Below are 17426 nucleotides of genomic sequence, written 5' to 3'. Positions count from 1 at the left end.
GAGGAAATGGCACAGGACTCCGCCACCCGGACCCTCATCTCCCAGGCCCAGCTCGAACGGGGACGCGGCCGGATCATCTACTGGACGCTGCTCGCCGTCGTCGTGGTGGCGTTCACGCTCGTCTTCATCGGGCCGCTCTACTGGATGGTCACCGGCGCGCTCAAGTCCGGCCAGGAGATCGCGCAGACCCCGCCGTCGCTGTACCCGAAGGACCCCCAGCCGCAGAACTACGTCGACGCGTGGAACAACCTGGACCTCGCCAAGCTGCTGTTCAACACGTTCTACTACGCGACCGGCGCCGTGCTGTTCCAACTCGTCCTGGACACGGCGGCGGCGTACTCACTGTCGAAGCTCCGGCCGATCTTCGGCAACGCGATCCTCGGCCTGATGCTGGCGACGCTGATGATCCCCGCGATGGTCCTCATCGTCCCGCAGTACGTGACGGTGATCGACCTGCCGATCCTGCACCTCAACCTGCTCGACTCGCCGTTCGCCATCTGGCTGCCCCTGGTGGCCAACGCGTTCAACATCTTCCTGCTGAAACGGTTCTTCGACTCGATCCCGGAGGACCTCATGGCGGCGGCCTTCGTGGACGGGGCGACCCCGCTGCGCACGCTCTGGTCGATCATCCTGCCGATGTCGCGCCCCATCCTCGGCGTGGTCTCGATCTTCGCGGTGACGGCGGTCTGGAAGGACTTCCTCTGGCCGAAGCTGGTCATGCCGTCGCCCGAGACCCGGACGGTCAGCGTCGGCATCTACGCCTTCGCCGGTGGCACCCCGATGAACGTGGTGATCGCCGCCTCGGTCATCGCCGCGATCCCCACCGTCGTCATCTTCCTGATCTTCCAGCGCAACATCATGTCCGGCCTGACCACCGGCAGCCTCAAGGGCTGACCGGCCGGACACCACCGGCGTAACCACCCGAGGCGACCGACGACCGTTCGCCCGGCACATCCAGGTCCGGCGAACCCGCCGACGTACCGACGCAGAAAGCAGGTGCTCGTGTCCACAGCAGACAGCGGTCCGTGGTGGCGTGGAGCGGTGATCTACCAGGTGTACCCGCGGAGCTTCGCCGACGGCGGTGGCGACGGCATCGGCGACATCGCCGGCATCCGGTCCCGGCTCCACTACCTGTCCGAGCTCGGCATCGACGCGATCTGGTTCAGCCCCTGGTACCCCTCCCCGATGGCCGACGCCGGCTACGACGTGGCCGACTACCGCGACATCGACCCGGTCTTCGGCACCCTCGCCGAGGCCGAGGCGCTGATCAGCGAGGCGCAGGCGCTCGGCATCCGCACCATCGTCGACGTGGTGCCGAACCACTGCTCCGACGCGCACCCCTGGTTCCAGGCGGCCCTGGCCGGCGGGCCGGACGCGCCCGAGCGGGAGCTGTTCTGGTTCCGGCCCGGTCGCGGCCCGAACGGCGACCAGCGGCCCACCGACTGGGTCGGCGAGTTCGGCGGCCCCACCTGGACCCGGACCGTCAACCCGGACGGCACCCCCGGCGACTGGTACCTGCACCTGTTCGCCCCCGAGCAGCCGGACTTCAACTGGGACCACCCGCGGGTGCGCGCCGAGTTCGAGGACGTCCTGCGGTTCTGGTTCGACCGGGGCGTGGACGGCATCCGGATCGACTCGGCCGGGCTGCTGGTCAAGGACGGCACGCTGCCCGAGACCCGCCCCGACCGGCCGCACCCCTTCCGGGACCTCGACGGGGTCCACGACATCTACCGGAGCTGGCGGCGGGTCGCCGACTCCTACCCCGGCGACCGGGCGCTGATCGGCGAGGTGTGGCTGCCGGACCGGCAGCGGTTCGCCAACTACCTGCGCCCGGACGAGCTGCACGCCGCCTTCAACTTCGACTTTCTCGGCTGCGCCTGGGACGCCTCGGCGCTGCGCGAGAGCATCGACGGGACGCTCAGCGCTCACGCGCCGGTCGGCGCACCGGCCACCTGGGTGCTCTCCAACCACGACGTCACCCGGCACGTCACCCGCTACGGCCGGGAGGACACCCGGTTCAGCTTCGCGGCCAAGCGCGAGGGCATCCCCACCGACCTGGAACTGGGCACCCGCCGGGCCCGGGCCGCCGCGCTGCTCTCCCTGGCGCTGCCCGGCGCCGCGTACGTCTACCAGGGGGAGGAGCTGGGCCTCTGGGAGGTCGAGGACATCCCGTACGAGCTGCGCCAGGACCCGATGTGGGAACGGTCCGGCCGGGTCGACCCCGGCCGGGACGGCTGCCGGGTGCCGCTGCCCTGGGCCGGTGACACCCCGCCGTTCGGGTTCAGCCCCGACGGCGCGGCGGTCGGGCCCTGGCTGCCCCAGCCGGCCGACTGGAAGGACCGCACGGTCCGCGCCCAGACCGGCGACCCGCACTCGATGCTGGAGCTCTACCGGGAAGCCATTGCGATCCGCCGGTCCGAGGCCGCGCTCGGCGACGGCACGCTCACCTGGCTGCCCGCCCCCGACCGGGTGCTCGCCTTCGCCCGGGAGCCCGGCTTCACCTGCCTGGTCAACCTCTCCGCCGCCGCCGTGCCGCTGCCCGGGCACGAGCGGCTGCTGCTGGCCAGCGGCCCGCTCGACGACGACCGGCTGCCGCCGGACACCGCGGTCTGGCTGCGCACCGGCTGACCCGTCCCCGGCGCCGGCGGCCCCTCCGCCGGCGCCGCCCGCCGCGCCACCCGAACAGGAGGGAGGGAGGAACCACCGCACCGCACGGGGGACCTGGCCATCCGACGAAAGGGAGCGCACCCCTCATGGCCGATCACACCACCCCGCACCACCCCCGCCGCAGCCGGCTCCGCGCGGGGCTGGCCGTCCTGGCCGGCGCCGCGCTGGCCGCCACCTCCGTCACCGTCGTGGCGCTCAGCACCACCGCCACCCCGGCCCGCGCCGCCGGGCTGTCCCCGTTCGCCATCGCCGGTCGCGGCGCCACCGTCGGATTCGTCGAGCAGGAGGCGGAGAACGCGGCGCACACCGGCACCCGGATCGGTCCCGACCGCCGCTACGGCACCCTCCCGTCGGAGGCGTCCGGCCGGGAGGCGGTCACCCTCGACGCCGTCGGCGAGTACGTCGAGTTCACCCTCACCGCCGCGGCCAACGCGGTCACCTTCCGGTACAGCCTGCCGGACAACGCCGCCGGCACCGGCCGGGACGCCAGCATCGACCTGCGCGCCGGCGGCGCCCTGGTCAAGGCGGTCCCGGTCACCTCCCGGTACGGCTGGTACTACGGCGGCTACCCGTTCAACAACAACCCCGGCGACACGAACCCGCACCACTTCTACGACGAGACCCGCACCCTGTTCGGCACCACGTACCCGGCCGGCACGAAGATCCGCCTCCAGGTCTCCTCGACCGCGCAGTCGCCCAGCTTCACCATCGACCTGGCCGACTTCGAGCTGGTCGGCGGGCAGATCGCCAAGCCTGCCGGCGTGCTGGACGTGGTCACCGACTTCGGCGCCGACCCGAGCGGCGCCACCGACTCGACGGCGAAGTTCCAGGCCGCCGTGGACGCCGGCAAGGCCCAGGGGAAGAGCGTCTGGATCCCCGCCGGCACGTTCACCCTCTGGGACCACGTGGTGGTCGACGGGGTGACCCTGCGCGGCGCCGGGCCCTGGTACTCGGTGCTCGGTGGCCGGCACCCCACCGACCGCAAACGGGCCGCCGGCATCTACGGCAAATACGTGCCCGGCGGCGGCTACGGCGGCGAGATCCGGCCGCACGAGGCCGGCGGGCCCAGCCGCAACGTCACCCTGCGGGACTTCGCCATCATCGGCGACATCCGCGAGCGGGTCGACGAGGACCAGGTCAACGCCCTGGGCGGGGCCATGTCGAACTCGGTGGTGGACAACCTCTGGTTGCAGCACACCAAGGTCGGCGCCTGGATGGACGGCCCCATGGACAACTTCACCATCCGCAACAGCCGGATCCTCGACCAGACGGCCGACGGGGTGAACTTCCACTGGGGCGTCACCAACTCCACGGTGACGAACACGTTCGTCCGCAACACCGGCGACGACGGCCTGGCCATGTGGGCGCAGAGCGTGCCGAACGTCAACAACGCCTTCACCTTCAACACCGTCGGCGTCACCATCCTGGCCAACAACCTGGTCACCTACGGGGGCCGGGACATCCGGATCACCGACAACGTCACCGCCGACTCGGTCACCAACGGCGGCGGCATCCACGTGGCCAACCGCTATCCCGGCGTGAACGGACCGACCGCCGTCGCCGGCACGATCACCGTCGCCCGCAACACCCTGATCCGCAACGGCAACTCCGACTACAACTGGCGCTTCGGCGTCGGCGCGCTCTGGTTCTCCGCGCTCAACGAGCCGATCCAGGGCGCCACCATCAACGTCACCGACACCGACATCCTGGACAGCTCCTACGCCGCGCTGCACTGGATCGAGGGGCAGACCAGCGGGATCAACCTGAACAACGTGCGCATCGACGGCGCGGGGACCTTCGCGCTCCAGGTGCAGGCGCCCAGCCAGGTCAGCTTCACGAACGTCCGGGCCACCGGCATCGCCCAGGCCAACCCGATGTACAACTGCGTCGGCAGCGGCTTCCAGATCACCCAGGGCGCCGGCAACTCCGGCTGGTACTCGGCCAGCCCGTACTGCGGGCCCTGGCCCGAGCCGCAGTGGGGCAACGGCCCGTCCACGCCGCCCACCCCGACCCCGACCAGCCCGACGCCGAGCCCGACCCCGACCACCCCGCCGCCGTCGGGCGGCAACCTCGCGCTCGGCCGGCCGGCCACCGCGTCCAGCAGCACCCAGACGTACGCGGCGGCGAACGCGGTGGACGGCAACGCCGGCACCTACTGGGAGAGCGCCAACAACGCGTTCCCGCAGACGCTGAGCGTGGACCTCGGCGCGGCGCGCAGCGTCGACCGGGTGGTGGTCAAGCTGCCGCCCGGCTGGGAGCGGCGTACCGAGACCCTGTCCGTCCTCGGTTCCACCGACGGGTCGACCTGGACCACCGTGAAGGCGTCGGCCGGCTACACCTTCGACCCGGCCACCGGCAACACCGTGTCGATCCCGCTTCCCGCAGGGCAGCGGCGGCACCTGCGGCTCAGCGTCACCGGCAACACCGGCTGGCCGGCCGGCCAGGCCGCCGAGTTCGAGGTGTACGGCGGCAACAGCACCACCCCGCCGCCGACCACCACGCCACCCCCGACCACCACCCCGCCGCCGCCCAGCGGGAACCTGGCCGCCGGGCGGCCGGTCACCGAGACCAGCCACGCCGACGTGTACGGCGCGGCCAACACGGTCGACGGCAACGCCGCGACGTACTGGGAGAGCGCCAACAGCGCCTTCCCGCAGTCGCTGACCGTGGACCTCGGGGCGACGTACCCGGTGTCCCGGGTGGTGCTGAAGCTGCCGCCGGCGTCGGCCTGGCAGACCCGCACCCAGACCCTGTCGGTGCTCGGCTCCACGGACGGCTCGACCTGGACCACCGTGAAGGCGTCGGCCGGCTACACCTTCGACCCGGCCACCGGCAACACCGCCACCGTCACCTTCCCCTCCGCCGGGCGCCGGCACCTCCGGCTGACCTTCACCGGCAACACCGGCTGGCCCGCCGGCCAACTCGGCGAGTTCGAGGTGTACGCCAGCTGACCGCCCCCGGGGTCCCCGCGGCGCGGCGGGGACCCCGGTCACCCCCACCACACCCACCTCTCCACGTCCCCGGAAGAAGGTGTCCCTCCACCATGTCCAGATTCCGTACCCGGCTGGTCGCGGTGCTCGCCGCGGTCGCGCTGGCCGTCACGGCCCCGCCCCCGTCCCCGGCCGCCGCGGCCGGCGGCCCCAACCTCGCGCTCGGCCGCACCGCCACCGCCAGCAGCGTCAACGGCCCCTACGCGGCCGGCAACCTCACCGACGGAAACGCCGGCAGCTACTGGGAGAGCGCCGGCGCGTTTCCCCAGTGGGCCCAGGTCGACCTCGGTTCCGCCCAGTCGGTCGACCAGGTCGTGCTGAAGCTCCCCACCGGCTGGGAGACCCGCACCGAGACCCTGTCGGTGCAGGGCAGCACCGACGGCGGCACCTTCACCACCCTGGTCGCCTCGGCGGGGCGCACCTTCAGCCCGGCCAACGGCAACACGGTCACGCTGGGCTTCCCGGCGACCAGCACCCGCCACGTCCGGATCACGGTCACCGCCAACACCGGCTGGGCCGCGGCGCAGCTCGCCGAGCTGGAGGTATACGGGTCGGCGAGCGCGTCGGCCAACCTGGCCCTGGGCCGGACCATGGCGGAGAGCGGCCACTCCGACGTCTACGGCGCGGGCAACGCCAACGACGGCAACCCGGCCACCTACTGGGAGAGCGCCAACAACGCCTTCCCGCAGTGGATCCGGGTCGACCTCGGCGCCGCCGTGGCGGTCAACAAGGTGGTGCTGAAGCTCCCCGCCGGCTGGCCGGCACGCACCCAGACGCTCACCGTGCAGAGCAGCACCGACGGGTCCACCTTCGGCGCCCTCGCCGGCTCCGCCGGGTACGCGTTCAACCCCGGCACCGGCAACACGGTCACCGTCACCTTCGGCACGGCCACCACCCGCTACCTGCGGCTGCTGTTCACCGCCAACACCGGCTGGCCCGCCGGCCAGCTCGCCGAGCTGGAGGTTTACGGCCCGGCCACCGGCGACACCCAGCCGCCGAGCGCCCCCGGCAACCTGGCCTTCACCGAGCCCGCCGCCGACCAGGTGCGGCTCACCTGGACGGCGTCCACCGACAACGTCGGCGTCACCGGCTACGACGTCTACGCCAACGGCACGCTGCGCACCAGCGTCAGCGGGTCGACCCTCACCTACACCGACACCCAGCCGGCCGGCGCCACCGTCGCCTACACCGTCCGGGCGCGCGACGCGGCCGGCAACCAGTCGGCCAGCAGCAACACCGTCACCCGCACCGGCAACACCGGCGACACCACGGCGCCGACCGCGCCGGGCAACCTGGCGTACACCCAGCCGGCGAGCGGGCAGATCCGGCTCACCTGGACGGCGTCGACCGACAACGTCGGGGTCACCGGCTACGACGTCTACGCCAACAACGCCCTGCGGGGCAGCGTCAACGGCTCGACCCTGACGTACACCGACAGCCAGCCCGACACCGCCACCGTCTCGTACCACATCCGGGCCCGGGACGCGGCCGGGAACGTCTCGGCGACCTCCAACACGGTCACCCGGACCGGCAGCACCCCGGGCGGCACCAACCTGGCCGCCGGCAAGCCGATCACCGCCTCCTCGGTGGTGCACGTGTTCACCGCGGCCAACGCCAACGACGGTGACGTGACGACCTACTGGGAGGGCGCGCCGGGGGTGTACCCGAGCACGCTGACCGTCGCGCTCGGCGCCAACGCCAGCATCAGCGCGATCGTCGTCAAGCTCAACCCGGACCCGGTCTGGGGGCCGCGCACGCAGACCTTCCAGGTGCTCGGCCGGGAGCAGTCCGCGTCCGGGTTCACCAGCGTGGTCGGCTCGGCGACGTACTCGTTCAACCCGGGCAGCAGCAACACGGTGACCATCCCGGTCAGCGCCACCGCCGCGGACGTGCGGCTCCAGTTCACCGCGAACTCCGGCTCGTCGAACGGGCAGGTCGCCGAGTTCCAGGTGATCGGCACGCCGGCGCCGAACCCGGACCTCACGGTCACCGCGGTGTCCGCGGCGCCGTCCGCGCCGGTGGAGACCGACGCGGTCACGCTCTCCGCCACCGTCCGCAACGCCGGCAGCGCGCCGGCCGCCGCCTCCGCGGTCACCTTCTCCCTGGGTACGACCAAGGTCGGCACCGCGGCCGTCGGGGCGCTCGCGGCCGGTGCGTCGGCGACCGTCACCGTGGGCATCGGCGCGCGCAACGCCGGCAGCTACGAGGTGACCGCCACCGCCGACGAGGCGAACACGGTCATCGAGCAGAACGAGTCGAACAACAGCCGGACCACCGCGCTGACCGTCAGCCCGGTGCCCAGCTCCGACCTGGTCGCGGGCGCGGTGAGCTGGTCACCCGGCACGCCGAGTGCCGGCACCGCGGTCAGCTTCGCGGTGTCGATCCGCAACCAGGGCACGGTCGCCTCGGCCGGCGGGGCACACGGCATCACCCTCACCCTGCTCAGCGACACCGGCACGGTGGTGCGCACCCTGACCGGCTCGTACAGCGGAACCCTGGCGGCCGGGGCGACCAGCCCGCCGGTCAACCTGGGCGGCTGGACGGCGGCGAACGGGAAGTACACGGTGCGGGTGGCCCTGGCCGCCGACGCCAACGAGCTGCCCGTCAAGCAGCAGAACAACACCACCGAGCGGCCGCTGTTCGTGGGCCGGGGCGCGAACGTCCCGTACGACATGTACGAGGCCGAGGACGGCCGGGTCGGCGGCGGCGCGCAGGTGCTCGGCCCGAACCGGACCGTCGGCGACCTGGCCGGTGAGGCGTCCGGCCGCCGGGCGGTCACCCTGAACACCACCGGCGCGTACGTCGAGTGGACCACCCGGGCGCCCACCAACACCCTGGTCACCCGCTTCTCCATCCCGGACGCCCCGGGCGGCGGCGGGATCGACTCGACGTTGAACATCTACGTCAACGGGGTGCTGCACAAGCCGATCAACCTGACTTCGAAGCACATCTGGCTCTACGGCGCCGAAGCCGGCCCCAGCGACGCACCGGGCGCCGGCGCACCCCGCCACCTGTACGACGAGGCGAACGTGATGTTGAACTCGACCGTACCGGCCGGCGCCACCATCCGGCTCCAGAAGGACCCGGCCAACAGCACCACGTACGCGATCGACTTCGTCAACACCGAGCTGGTGTCGCCCCGGGCCAACCCGGACCCGGCCCGCTACAAGGTGCCGACCGGCTTCAGCCACGCCGACGTGCAGAACGCCCTGGACGCCGTCCGGATGGACCCCACCGGCAACCTGGTCGGCGTCTACCTGCCGCCCGGCACCTACGACACCGCGCAGAAGTTCCAGGTGTACGGCAAGCCGGTCCGGGTGGTCGGCGCGGGCATGTGGTACACCCGCTTCCAGACGCCCACCAACCAGCAGAACACCGACGCCGGCTTCCGGGTGGAGTCCTCGGCGAGCGGCTCGACCTTCGCCCACCTGGCGTTCTTCGGCAACTACACCAACCGGATAGACGGTCCGGGCAAGGTGTGGGGCGAGCTGAAGGACGTCGACAACATGACGCTGGACAGCGTCTGGGTCGAGCACACCGTCTGCGCGTACTGGGGGGTCAGCGTCAGCGGGCTGACCATCCGGGACAGCCGGTTCCGCGACACCTTCGCCGATGCGGTCAACATGACCAACGCCAGCACGAACAACCTGGTCACCAACTCGGAGGGCCGCTCCAACGGCGACGACGCCTTCGCGTTGTTCTCCGCGACCGACCAGGGCGGCTCGGGCGGCAACCACGGCAACGTGTTCGAGAACCTCACCGCCACACTGACGTGGCGGGCGGCCGGCGTGGCGGTGTACGGCGGCTACGACAACATCTTCCGCAACCTCTACATCGCCGACCAGCTGACCTACTCGGGCATCACCATCAGCTCGCTGGACTTCGGTTACCCGTTCGTCGGGTTCGGCGCCAGCCCGCCCACCCAGTTCCAGAACGTCTCACTGATCCGGTCGGGTGGGCACTTCTGGGGCCAGCAGACCTTCCCGGCCCTGTGGCTCTTCTCCGCCTCCAAGGAGTTCCGGGGCATCCGGATCTCCGACGTGGACATCGTCGACCCGACGTACTCCGGGATCATGTTCCAGACCAAGTACAACGGCAGCCAACCGGAGAATCCGGTCACCGACACGGTGCTGACCAATGTGTCGATCTCCGGGGCGAAGCGCAGCGGTGACGCCTTCGACGCCAAGTCCGGCTTGGGCATCTGGGTCAACGAGATGCCCGAGCCGGGGCAGGGTCCGGCGGTCGGCTCCGCCACCTTCACCAACCTCCGGCTCACCGACAACTACCAGGACATCAGGAACACGACCAGCACGTTCACCATCAACCGGAACTGACCCCTCGGTCAGCGGCGCCGCCGGGAGGAGCGATCCTCCCGGCGGCGTCGTGCCGTGGCCGAACGCGTCACAGCCCGGCGCAGGCCGCCCCGTCCACCGTGCAGCCCTCCGGCCCCGTGGCCGACAGGTCGGGATCCCGCACGTCGAACCGGATCGTGGTCGACCCGCCCGCCGGCACCGCCGCACCCGTGAAGGTGACCACCGCACCGTCCTGCTTGGCCTCGGCCCCGTTGACGCTGCTGACCGTGGCGTCGTCGCCCAGGGTCACGGTCACCGTCCAGTCCTGCTTCGCCGCCGGACCGGGATTGCGCAGCACCACCTGGCCCCGGTAGCCGAAGACCCGGTCGGAGACGGTCTCGTAGCTGGCGGCCAGCGACGCGACCGGCCGGGGGCTGGGGCTGGACGTACGGGTCGGGGCGGCGGACGCGGTCGGGCTGGGCGCGACGCTGCGGCGGCTGGCCGACGGCGTGGGCCGGGACGGGGTGGCCCGGGGCGGCGTGCTGCTCGTGGCCGGAGCGGCCAGCGACGACGGCGGTGTCGACGCCGGCGCGGCGGCCGGCGCGGTCGGCGCGGGCCGGGTGGCCCACACCGTCGCACCGGCGGCCACGCCGAGCATCGCCAGCACACCGGCCGCCAGCAGCACCAGACGCCCGGTCCGGCCGCGCGCCTCGCCGGGCCGGACCACCGGCAGTTCGGCGGTCAGCCCGCCCTCGGCCCGGCGCAGGTCGACCTCCTGGAACGCCAGCCAGTCGAGGATCGCCGGGAGCCGTCCGGTCACCGCCCGCTGGTGCTGCTCGGTGCGCCGGTCGGCGTCCCAGTCGCCCTCCTCCAGCACCTCCCGCACGGACAGCCGGCAACCGTGGCCGATGGGGGCCAGGTCGCACGCAAGCCGGGTGCTCCGGTCGCCCTCGCGGCAGCGCAGCACCAGCCGTTCCGGCGCGCGCAGCTCGACCACCTCCACCTCGGTGTCGGCGTCGTAGCCGGGCAGCCCCCCGGTCCGCAGCAGCGTTCGGTCACCCAGCGACTCGCTTCCGGCGAACCACTTGGCGAGCAGCGCCTGCTCCGTCAGCGCCCGCCAGATCCGTGCCGGCGGGTGGAACAGGTCGACCTCGGTGGCGATCTCGATCACGCGGGAGACTCTAAGGCCAGCCCGTCCCACCATGGGGAACGGGCGACCGGCTACTCCGCGGACCGGTCCGGGTCGCCGTCGTGCCAGCGGGCGCGGAAGGCCGCCTCACCGGCCTCGTGGCTGGCCTTCTCCTCGTACACCGCCCGGCGCAGCGCGGTGCGGGCATCCGCCATCATCGCGAGTTCGACCGCGACCAGCGCGACGCAGATCGCGGTGAGCAGCCCGAGCGCGGCGAGCGCGGGCAGGTGCCGGGCGACCGGCAGCCCGACGGCGAGCGCGGTCAGGGCGGCGACCCGGGTCCACGACACGGTCTTCAGGGTGCGCAGCTGGAACGCCATGTCGGCGGCGAGATAGAGCATCACCCCGCCGAAGAGCAGTGGCACGGCCGGCCCGTGGGCCCGCTCGGCCACCCCGCCGACCGGGTCGGTGATCGTCCGCACCAGCTCCTCCGCGCCGATCGCGAACAGGATCACCCCGGCGATCATGGGTAGGTAGAGATAGGCGTACGCGTCCCGGGCCATCGCCACGCGTGGGTGCCCCTCGGCGGCGTGCAGGGCGATCCGGGCGGCCGGGCCGATCATGTCGAAGTGCACCCACCAGAGTGCCGCGGTGAACAGGATGCCGAAGATCGCCGCGGGGATGGCCGGCCAGGTGACGGGCTTGCCGATCAGGTTGCCGCCGACGCCGACCGAGATCACCGACTCGCCCAGCGCAATGATCAGGATCAGGTCGTAACGCTCGGTCCAGTGCTCGGCGGAGGTCACCTGCCAGCCGTGCGGGCCGGACAGCAGGCCGCTGGCGTACTGCACGACGACCACGCCGATCCAGAGTCCGTCACGCAGCCAGAGTCCGAGGTCCGGGTCCGCGATCCTCGGCGGGAGCAACGCCGCGACCAGCAGCAGGCAGGTGGTGATCAGCACCTCGGGCACGAACTGCCACAGCTTGCGCCGGCCCGCCGGGTCGCCCCGGGTCGCGTACACGTAGAGCGACAGGTGCACGGCGCGGATCACCACGTAGCTGACGGTGACCAGCATGGGCCCGGCGCTGCCCTGTTGGAGGTCGCCGAAGGTCTGCGGCAGGGCCAGCGCGAAGGTGAACAGCGCGATCATGCCGATCACCATGAGCGCCGGGACGAAGCCCTCGCCCAGCCGGAGCCGGCTGGCCACCACGCTGTGCACCACCCAGCACCACCAGAGCACGGCGAGGACCAGCATGGCGTGCAGCAGTTCACGCCCGGTCACGTTCGCCGCGGTGGCCCGCGTGATGATGAAGAACGACACCACGAAGACGAGGTCGAAGAAGATCTCGAACTTGTCCACCCGGGCGGCCGGGGCGATCGGCATGGCGGGACCCAGCCCCTTGCGCCACCGGTCGCCGCCCACCGCACGAGTCTGTCAGCGCCGGACCGGCCGGCGGGGCGGAATCGGTCGCCGTGCCGCCCCGCGCCGGACCGTCGACGCAGCTCAGGTGGTGGACCGCCCGAGGTAGGTGAGCGGGCCCGGGTCGGGCACCGGGATGACGTGGAAGCCCAGCCGATCGTAGAAACCCCGCGCACGGACGTTCGCGGTGACCATGCCGACGTGCAGCGCGGGCGCGCCGGCGCGGGCGGCGGCGGCCAGGAACGTCTCCAGCAGTCGCCGGCCGTGGCCGCGCCCCTGGTGGCTGGGGAGCAGGTCGATGTGCAGGTGGGCCGGGTAGCCGGCCAGCTCCGGCAGGAGCATCCGCTCGGGATGGTGGTGCAGGGCGATCATCTCCTCGTCCGGGGTGCGCGGGTCACCGGCCGGCGCGGGGTAGCGGTGCGCCAGCCGGGGGATCCAGACGCGCCGTTAGGCGCGGACGAAGGCGGCGGTGTCGGCGGTGCCGACCACGTAGCCGACCACCCGGCCGGCGTCGGCCAGGACGAACGCCAGGTCCGGCTCGAGATGCAGGTAGGGCCCGGCGAACAGGTCGGGCATGAGGTCGTCCGAGGCGTACCGGCCCCGGGCGTCGCCGCCGGCGTCGGCGGTGCGCACGCAGATGTCGTACACCGCGTCGTGGTCGGCGGGCCGGTACGGCCGCACGGCCGCCCTGGAAGTCGTGGTGCCGCTCATGCCGGGACCGTACGGCGTGGTACCGCTCTCACCGAAGCCCCGCCCGACCGCGGCTATCCGCCCAGCCGCTGGCGGGCCAGGAACTTCGGCACCACCATCCGCCATGCCTCGCACACCAGCTCGGTCATCTGGTCGTGGTCGAGCCGTTCGAGGTGGCAGCAGACCCAGTTGAAGCGCAGGTCGGAGGGGCGGGGCAGGAAGAACAGCGCCGGGTCGGCGGCGATCAGCCCGTCCCGCTGCTCCTTCGGGTAGCCGAAGCCCATGGTCTGCTCGTCGCGGCTGAACGCGACGTAGACGATCGCGCCGACCCGGAACTTGATCCGGTCGTGGATCAGGTGCTCGCTGGTGCGGGGCAGTGTGCGCGCCAGGGCGCGGACGTCGTCGACGGTGACCACGGCGGGGACGCTAGCCGCACGGTGTGACAGTCAGCCGGCCGCCGGGGCGGCGTGGGCCAGGGCGGTCCGCAGCGTGTCGGTCAGCGGCTGGTCCGGCTGCTCGAGCCACTGCTGGACGGCGACCCGCAGGGTGGCCAGGAAGGTGGCGGTCAGGATCCGCGCGCGCAGGGTCGCGTCGGGGCCGGTGAGCCGGCGGCCGAGTTCCCCGGCCAGCTCCCGCTCGATCGCCGTGTACGCGGCCACCTGGTGTGCCAGCAGGCCCGGGTTGCCGTGCAGCCGGCGGCGCCGGTTGAGCCAGGACTCGGCGGTCTCGCCGTCCATCTCGTCGGCGTGGCGCAGGGCGGCGCGGCTCAGCGCCGCCCACGGGGTCAGGTCGGCGGGTTGGGTGGCGATCAGGTCGAGCAGTTGGCGCAGCCGCATGGTGTCGCCGTGGTAGAGGGCCTCCTCCTTGCTGGAGAAGTAGTTGGAGAAGGTCCGCCGGGAGACGTTGGCGGCGTCGGCGATCGCCTCGACGGTGACCCGGTCGGGCCCCTGCTCGGCGGCGAGACGCAGGGCCGCCTCGTGCAGGGCGAGGCGGGTCGCCGCCTTCTTCCGCTCGCGCAGCCCGGTCGACTCGTCCATGGCTCCCCAGCGTACGTGATCCGTTTCTCAATGAGCAAACTTGCCTGATGGGCAAGATTCGCGAATCATTGCTTGAGGCAACCAAGGCAGGGGAGGGGAAGAGTGGACGCGACCAGCCGAGAGCTCGTCGCCCGGTTGCAGGACCTGCTGACCGGCGTACGGGTGCTCAAGCAGCGCCGCGCGCACGACCGGCCGGCCGTGCCGCCCGGCCTGGTGGGCCTGCTCCGGCACATCGACCGGGACGGCGACACCGGCTGCCACGCCCGGGACCTGGCGGAGCGGAGCCGGCTCGACCCCTCCACGGTGAGCCGGGCGGTCGCCGCCCTGGTCGCCGACGGCCTGGTCGACCGGCGCGCCGACCCGCAGGACCGGCGGGCCAGCCACCTGACCATCACCCCGGCCGGCCGGGCCGCCATGACCGAGGCCTACGACTGGTACGGCGGTGTGGTCTCCCGGGCGCTCACCGACTGGACCCCCGACGAGGTGGCGGCCCTGTCCACCGCGCTCGCGCGCCTCACCCGCGACCTTGAGCTCGCCCTCACCCGACACGACAACCTGGAGGACGCGCGATGAGCGCACCCACCGCGACGGCGGACGCCGCGCCCATGAGCCGGCGGAAGACGCTGGAAGCCCTCAGCGGCCTGTTGCTGGTGCTCTTCGTGGCCATGCTGAGCAGCACGGTCGTCTCGACCGCCCTACCGAAGATCATCGGAGCCCTCAACGGCTCGCAGACCCAGTACACCTGGGTGGTCACCGCCACCCTGCTCACCGCCACGGCGACCACCCCGATCTGGGGCAAGCTCGCCGATCTGTTCAACAAGAAGCTGCTCATCCAGGTCGCCATCGTGGTCTTCCTGGCCGGCTCGGTCGCGGCGGGCTTCGCGCACTCGGCCGGCCAGCTCATCGCCGCCCGCGCCTTCCAGGGCATCGGCGTCGGCGGTCTCCAGGCCCTGGTCCAGGTGGCCATCGCGGCGATGATCCCGCCGCGGGAACGCGGTCGCTACAACGGCTACCTGGGCGGCGTCATGGCCCTCGCCACGGTCGGCGGCCCGCTGCTCGGCGGCCTCATCGTGGACACCGACTGGCTCGGCTGGCGCTGGTGCTTCTTCGTCGGCGTGCCGGTCGCGGCCGTCGCGCTGCTCCTGCTCCAGGCCACCCTGCACCTGCCCACCGCGCGCCGGGACAACGTGAAGATCGACTACCTGGGCGCCACCCTGATCGCCGCGGGCGTCAGCCTGCTGCTGATCTGGATCTCGTTCGTCGACGACTCGTTCGCCTGGCTGTCCTGGCAGACCGGCGCGATGGTCGGCGGCTCGGTGCTGCTGCTCGCCCTCGCCGTCCTGGTGGAGTCGCGGGCCGCCGAGCCGGTCGTGCCGCTGGAGATCGTCCGCGAGCGCACCACGGCGCTGGCGATCCTCGGCAGCCTCGCGGTCGGCATGGCGATGTTCGGCGGCGCGGTCTTCCTCGGCCAGTACTTCCAGATCGGTCGCGGCTACAGCCCGACCGAGGCCGGCCTGCTCACCATCCCGATGATGGCCGGTGTGCTGCTCTCCTCGATCGTCGCCGGCCGGCTGATCACGTCCTCCGGGAAGATCAAGCCGTACATCGTCGCCGGGTCGATCATCCTGGTCGTCGGCTTCGCCCTGCTCGGCACCATCGACCACCAGACCTCGCTGGTCCTGGTCGGCGCCGCCATGTTCATCGTCGGCGTGGGCGTCGGCATGACCATGCAGAACCTGGTGCTCGCCGTGCAGAACACGGTGGCGCTCAAGGACATCGGCGCGGCCAGCTCCAGCGTCGCGTTCTTCCGCTCGCTGGGCGGCACCATCGGCGTGTCCGTGCTCGGCGCGGTCCTGGCCCGCCAGGTCACCGACCGGATCACCCACGACCTGGCCGCGGCGGGGATCCCCACCTCGGGCGGCGGCGGCAGCACACTCAACCTCGCCGCGCTGCCCGCGCCGGTGCAGGAGATTGTGCGGGCCGCGTATGGTGACGCGACCGGGCACATCTTCCTGATCTCGGCCGCCATCGCGGTCGTCGGGATCCTGGCCGCGCTGCTGCTCAAGCCGGTCACCCTGCGGTCCAGCCTGGACCTGCCCGACACCGCCCGCTCGGTCGCCGTCGCGGCCGACGCGGTCGACGGGGCGCCCGCCTTCGACGAGGTGGCCGTGGACGTCGCGGGGCCGGGCGAACGCGCCCGCCGCTGACGCCCCGTCGTCCCAGGGCCGTCGCCGATCCGGCGGCGGCCCTGGTCCGTGCCCACCCGGGCCGGCATGACGCCGGCCGTGACCGAATCGAGGCGCCGTGGACACCACGCAGCCCGCGCCACCACCGGTGGCCGTCGACGCGCGGCCGACCGGGGCGGTGCGCCGGGCGGTCCGCGAGCTGACCCTCGTCGCCGCGCTCTTCCTCGCGTACAAGGCGGGCCGGGTGCTGGTGGCCGGGCGGTCCGGCACCGCACGGGCCAACGGGGAGCGGATCTGGTGGCTGGAGCGGCTGCTCCACCTGCCGGACGAGGCCGCCGTGCAGGCCCCGTTGCTGGTCCACGAGCTGCCCGTCCGGCTGGCCAACTGCTACTACGCCTACGTGCACTTCCCGGCCACCGTGCTCTGCCTGGTGTGGCTCTACCTCCGCCATCCCGTGCACTACCGGTGGATGCGGCGGGCCCTCGCCGTGCTCACCGCGGCGGCGCTGGCCCTGCACGTCCTCGTGCCGCTCGCCCCGCCCCGGATGACCGCGCTCACCGGCCTGGTGGACACCGGCAGCCGCTACGGCCCCGCCGTCTACGGCCCGCCCGACACCGACACGCTGAGCAACCAGTACGCCGCCATGCCCTCCCTGCACGTCGGCTGGGCCGTGGCCGTCGCCGTCGCGCTGGTCACGGTCACCTCCGGGCGGTGGCGGTGGCTCTGGCTGGCCCACCCCGTGCTCACCCTGCTGGTGGTGGTCGGCACCGGTAACCACTACTGGCTCGACGGGATCGTCGCGGTGACGCTGCTCGGGGTGATCCTGGCGGGGCTGCCCCGGCCGGGCGCGTCCCGCCGGCGACCGGCCGGGCCGGAGTCCGCCGCGCGCCTGCGCCCGCACGTCGTTCCCGCCCCGCGCCGCCCGGGCAGCGCCGGCCGCCGACGGAGCCCGCGGACCCCGTCGGCGGCCGACGGTCGGCTCCGGCCACCCCGGCGGGGGTGACCGCGGCCCGG

At 72.7% G+C, this 17426-nt stretch carries 13 protein-coding genes; 7 read left to right on the top strand and 6 right to left on the bottom strand.

What is annotated here, in order from left to right; genetic code table 11:
* Positions 1–6: 6 nt before the first annotated feature.
* From RMN56_RS31005 to RMN56_RS30990, 4 genes are all read left to right on the top strand, one after another.
* A complete protein-coding gene (locus RMN56_RS31005) occupies positions 7–894 on the top strand; it encodes a carbohydrate ABC transporter permease (protein WP_313721423.1) in 888 nt (295 codons plus the stop codon).
* A gap of 147 nt (positions 895–1041) precedes the next feature.
* Positions 1042–2628 (top strand): glycoside hydrolase family 13 protein, encoded by a 1587-nt coding sequence (locus RMN56_RS31000; protein ID WP_313721422.1) that lies wholly within the window; start codon positions 1042–1044, stop codon positions 2626–2628.
* 125 nt (positions 2629–2753) lie between these two features.
* On the top strand, positions 2754–5618 hold the full coding sequence (locus tag RMN56_RS30995) for a galactose-binding domain-containing protein (RefSeq protein WP_313721421.1): 2865 nt from the start codon (positions 2754–2756) through the stop codon (positions 5616–5618).
* 92 nt (positions 5619–5710) lie between these two features.
* Entirely contained in the window at positions 5711–9991 is a 4281-nt protein-coding gene (locus tag RMN56_RS30990) for a galactose-binding domain-containing protein (RefSeq protein WP_313721419.1), read from the top strand.
* Between the two features lie 67 nt (positions 9992–10058).
* On the opposite strand, the gene RMN56_RS30985 is transcribed toward RMN56_RS30990, so the two are convergent.
* From RMN56_RS30985 to RMN56_RS30960, 6 genes are all read right to left on the bottom strand, one after another.
* Positions 10059–11120 (bottom strand): SRPBCC domain-containing protein, encoded by a 1062-nt coding sequence (locus RMN56_RS30985; protein WP_313721418.1) that lies wholly within the window; start codon positions 11118–11120, stop codon positions 10059–10061.
* A 50-nt stretch (positions 11121–11170) separates the two neighbouring features.
* Entirely contained in the window at positions 11171–12502 is a 1332-nt protein-coding gene (locus RMN56_RS30980) for a low temperature requirement protein A (protein ID WP_313721416.1), read from the bottom strand.
* An 81-nt stretch (positions 12503–12583) separates the two neighbouring features.
* Entirely contained in the window at positions 12584–12871 is a 288-nt protein-coding gene (locus RMN56_RS30975; protein ID WP_313721415.1) for a GNAT family N-acetyltransferase, read from the bottom strand.
* 75 nt (positions 12872–12946) lie between these two features.
* A complete protein-coding gene (locus RMN56_RS30970) occupies positions 12947–13210 on the bottom strand; it encodes a hypothetical protein (protein ID WP_313721414.1) in 264 nt (87 codons plus the stop codon).
* Positions 13211–13263: 53 nt separating this feature from the next.
* Positions 13264–13605: an MmcQ/YjbR family DNA-binding protein gene (locus RMN56_RS30965; RefSeq protein ID WP_313721413.1), complete on the bottom strand. Its 342-nt coding sequence runs from the start codon at positions 13603–13605 to the stop codon at positions 13264–13266.
* A gap of 30 nt (positions 13606–13635) precedes the next feature.
* Positions 13636–14226 carry a TetR/AcrR family transcriptional regulator gene (locus RMN56_RS30960; protein WP_313721412.1) on the bottom strand — a complete coding sequence of 197 codons (591 nt, stop codon included), beginning with the start codon at positions 14224–14226 and terminating at the stop codon, positions 13636–13638.
* 102 nt (positions 14227–14328) lie between these two features.
* Here RMN56_RS30960 and RMN56_RS30955 point away from each other — a divergent pair, with 102 nt between their 5' ends.
* The 3 genes from RMN56_RS30955 to RMN56_RS30945 all read left to right on the top strand — a co-directional run bounded on the left by RMN56_RS30955 (position 14329) and on the right by RMN56_RS30945 (position 17415).
* A complete protein-coding gene (locus RMN56_RS30955) occupies positions 14329–14799 on the top strand; it encodes a MarR family winged helix-turn-helix transcriptional regulator (protein WP_313721411.1) in 471 nt (156 codons plus the stop codon).
* Positions 14796–16433 carry an MDR family MFS transporter gene (locus RMN56_RS30950; protein WP_313721410.1) on the top strand — a complete coding sequence of 546 codons (1638 nt, stop codon included), beginning with the start codon at positions 14796–14798 and terminating at the stop codon, positions 16431–16433. Before RMN56_RS30955 ends, RMN56_RS30950 begins: the two co-directional genes overlap by 4 nt.
* Before the next feature lie 97 nt (positions 16434–16530).
* Positions 16531–17415: a phosphatase PAP2 family protein gene (locus RMN56_RS30945; RefSeq protein ID WP_313721409.1), complete on the top strand. Its 885-nt coding sequence runs from the start codon at positions 16531–16533 to the stop codon at positions 17413–17415.
* Positions 17416–17426 lie beyond the last annotated feature (11 nt).

Origin of the sequence: Micromonospora halotolerans (assembly GCF_032108445.1) — a bacterium.
Classification (GTDB): domain Bacteria; phylum Actinomycetota; class Actinomycetes; order Mycobacteriales; family Micromonosporaceae; genus Micromonospora; species Micromonospora halotolerans.
The sequence above is the reverse complement of the archived record's forward strand: the minus strand, read 5'-3'. Positions and strand labels throughout refer to the sequence as shown.

Excerpts from the sequence above, each read along its gene's own strand:
- RMN56_RS31005 (WP_313721423.1), top strand. The coding sequence starts at position 7 with ATGGCACAGGACTCCGCCACCCGGACCCTCATCTCCCAGGCCCAGCTC.
- RMN56_RS30995 (WP_313721421.1), top strand. The coding sequence starts at position 2,754 with ATGGCCGATCACACCACCCCGCACCACCCCCGCCGCAGCCGGCTCCGC.
- RMN56_RS30990 (WP_313721419.1), top strand. The coding sequence starts at position 5,711 with ATGTCCAGATTCCGTACCCGGCTGGTCGCGGTGCTCGCCGCGGTCGCG.
- RMN56_RS30975 (WP_313721415.1), bottom strand. The coding sequence starts at position 12,871 with ATGATCGCCCTGCACCACCATCCCGAGCGGATGCTCCTGCCGGAGCTG.
- RMN56_RS30970 (WP_313721414.1), bottom strand. The coding sequence starts at position 13,210 with ATGAGCGGCACCACGACTTCCAGGGCGGCCGTGCGGCCGTACCGGCCC.
- RMN56_RS30960 (WP_313721412.1), bottom strand. The coding sequence starts at position 14,226 with ATGGACGAGTCGACCGGGCTGCGCGAGCGGAAGAAGGCGGCGACCCGC.
- RMN56_RS30950 (WP_313721410.1), top strand. The coding sequence starts at position 14,796 with ATGAGCGCACCCACCGCGACGGCGGACGCCGCGCCCATGAGCCGGCGG.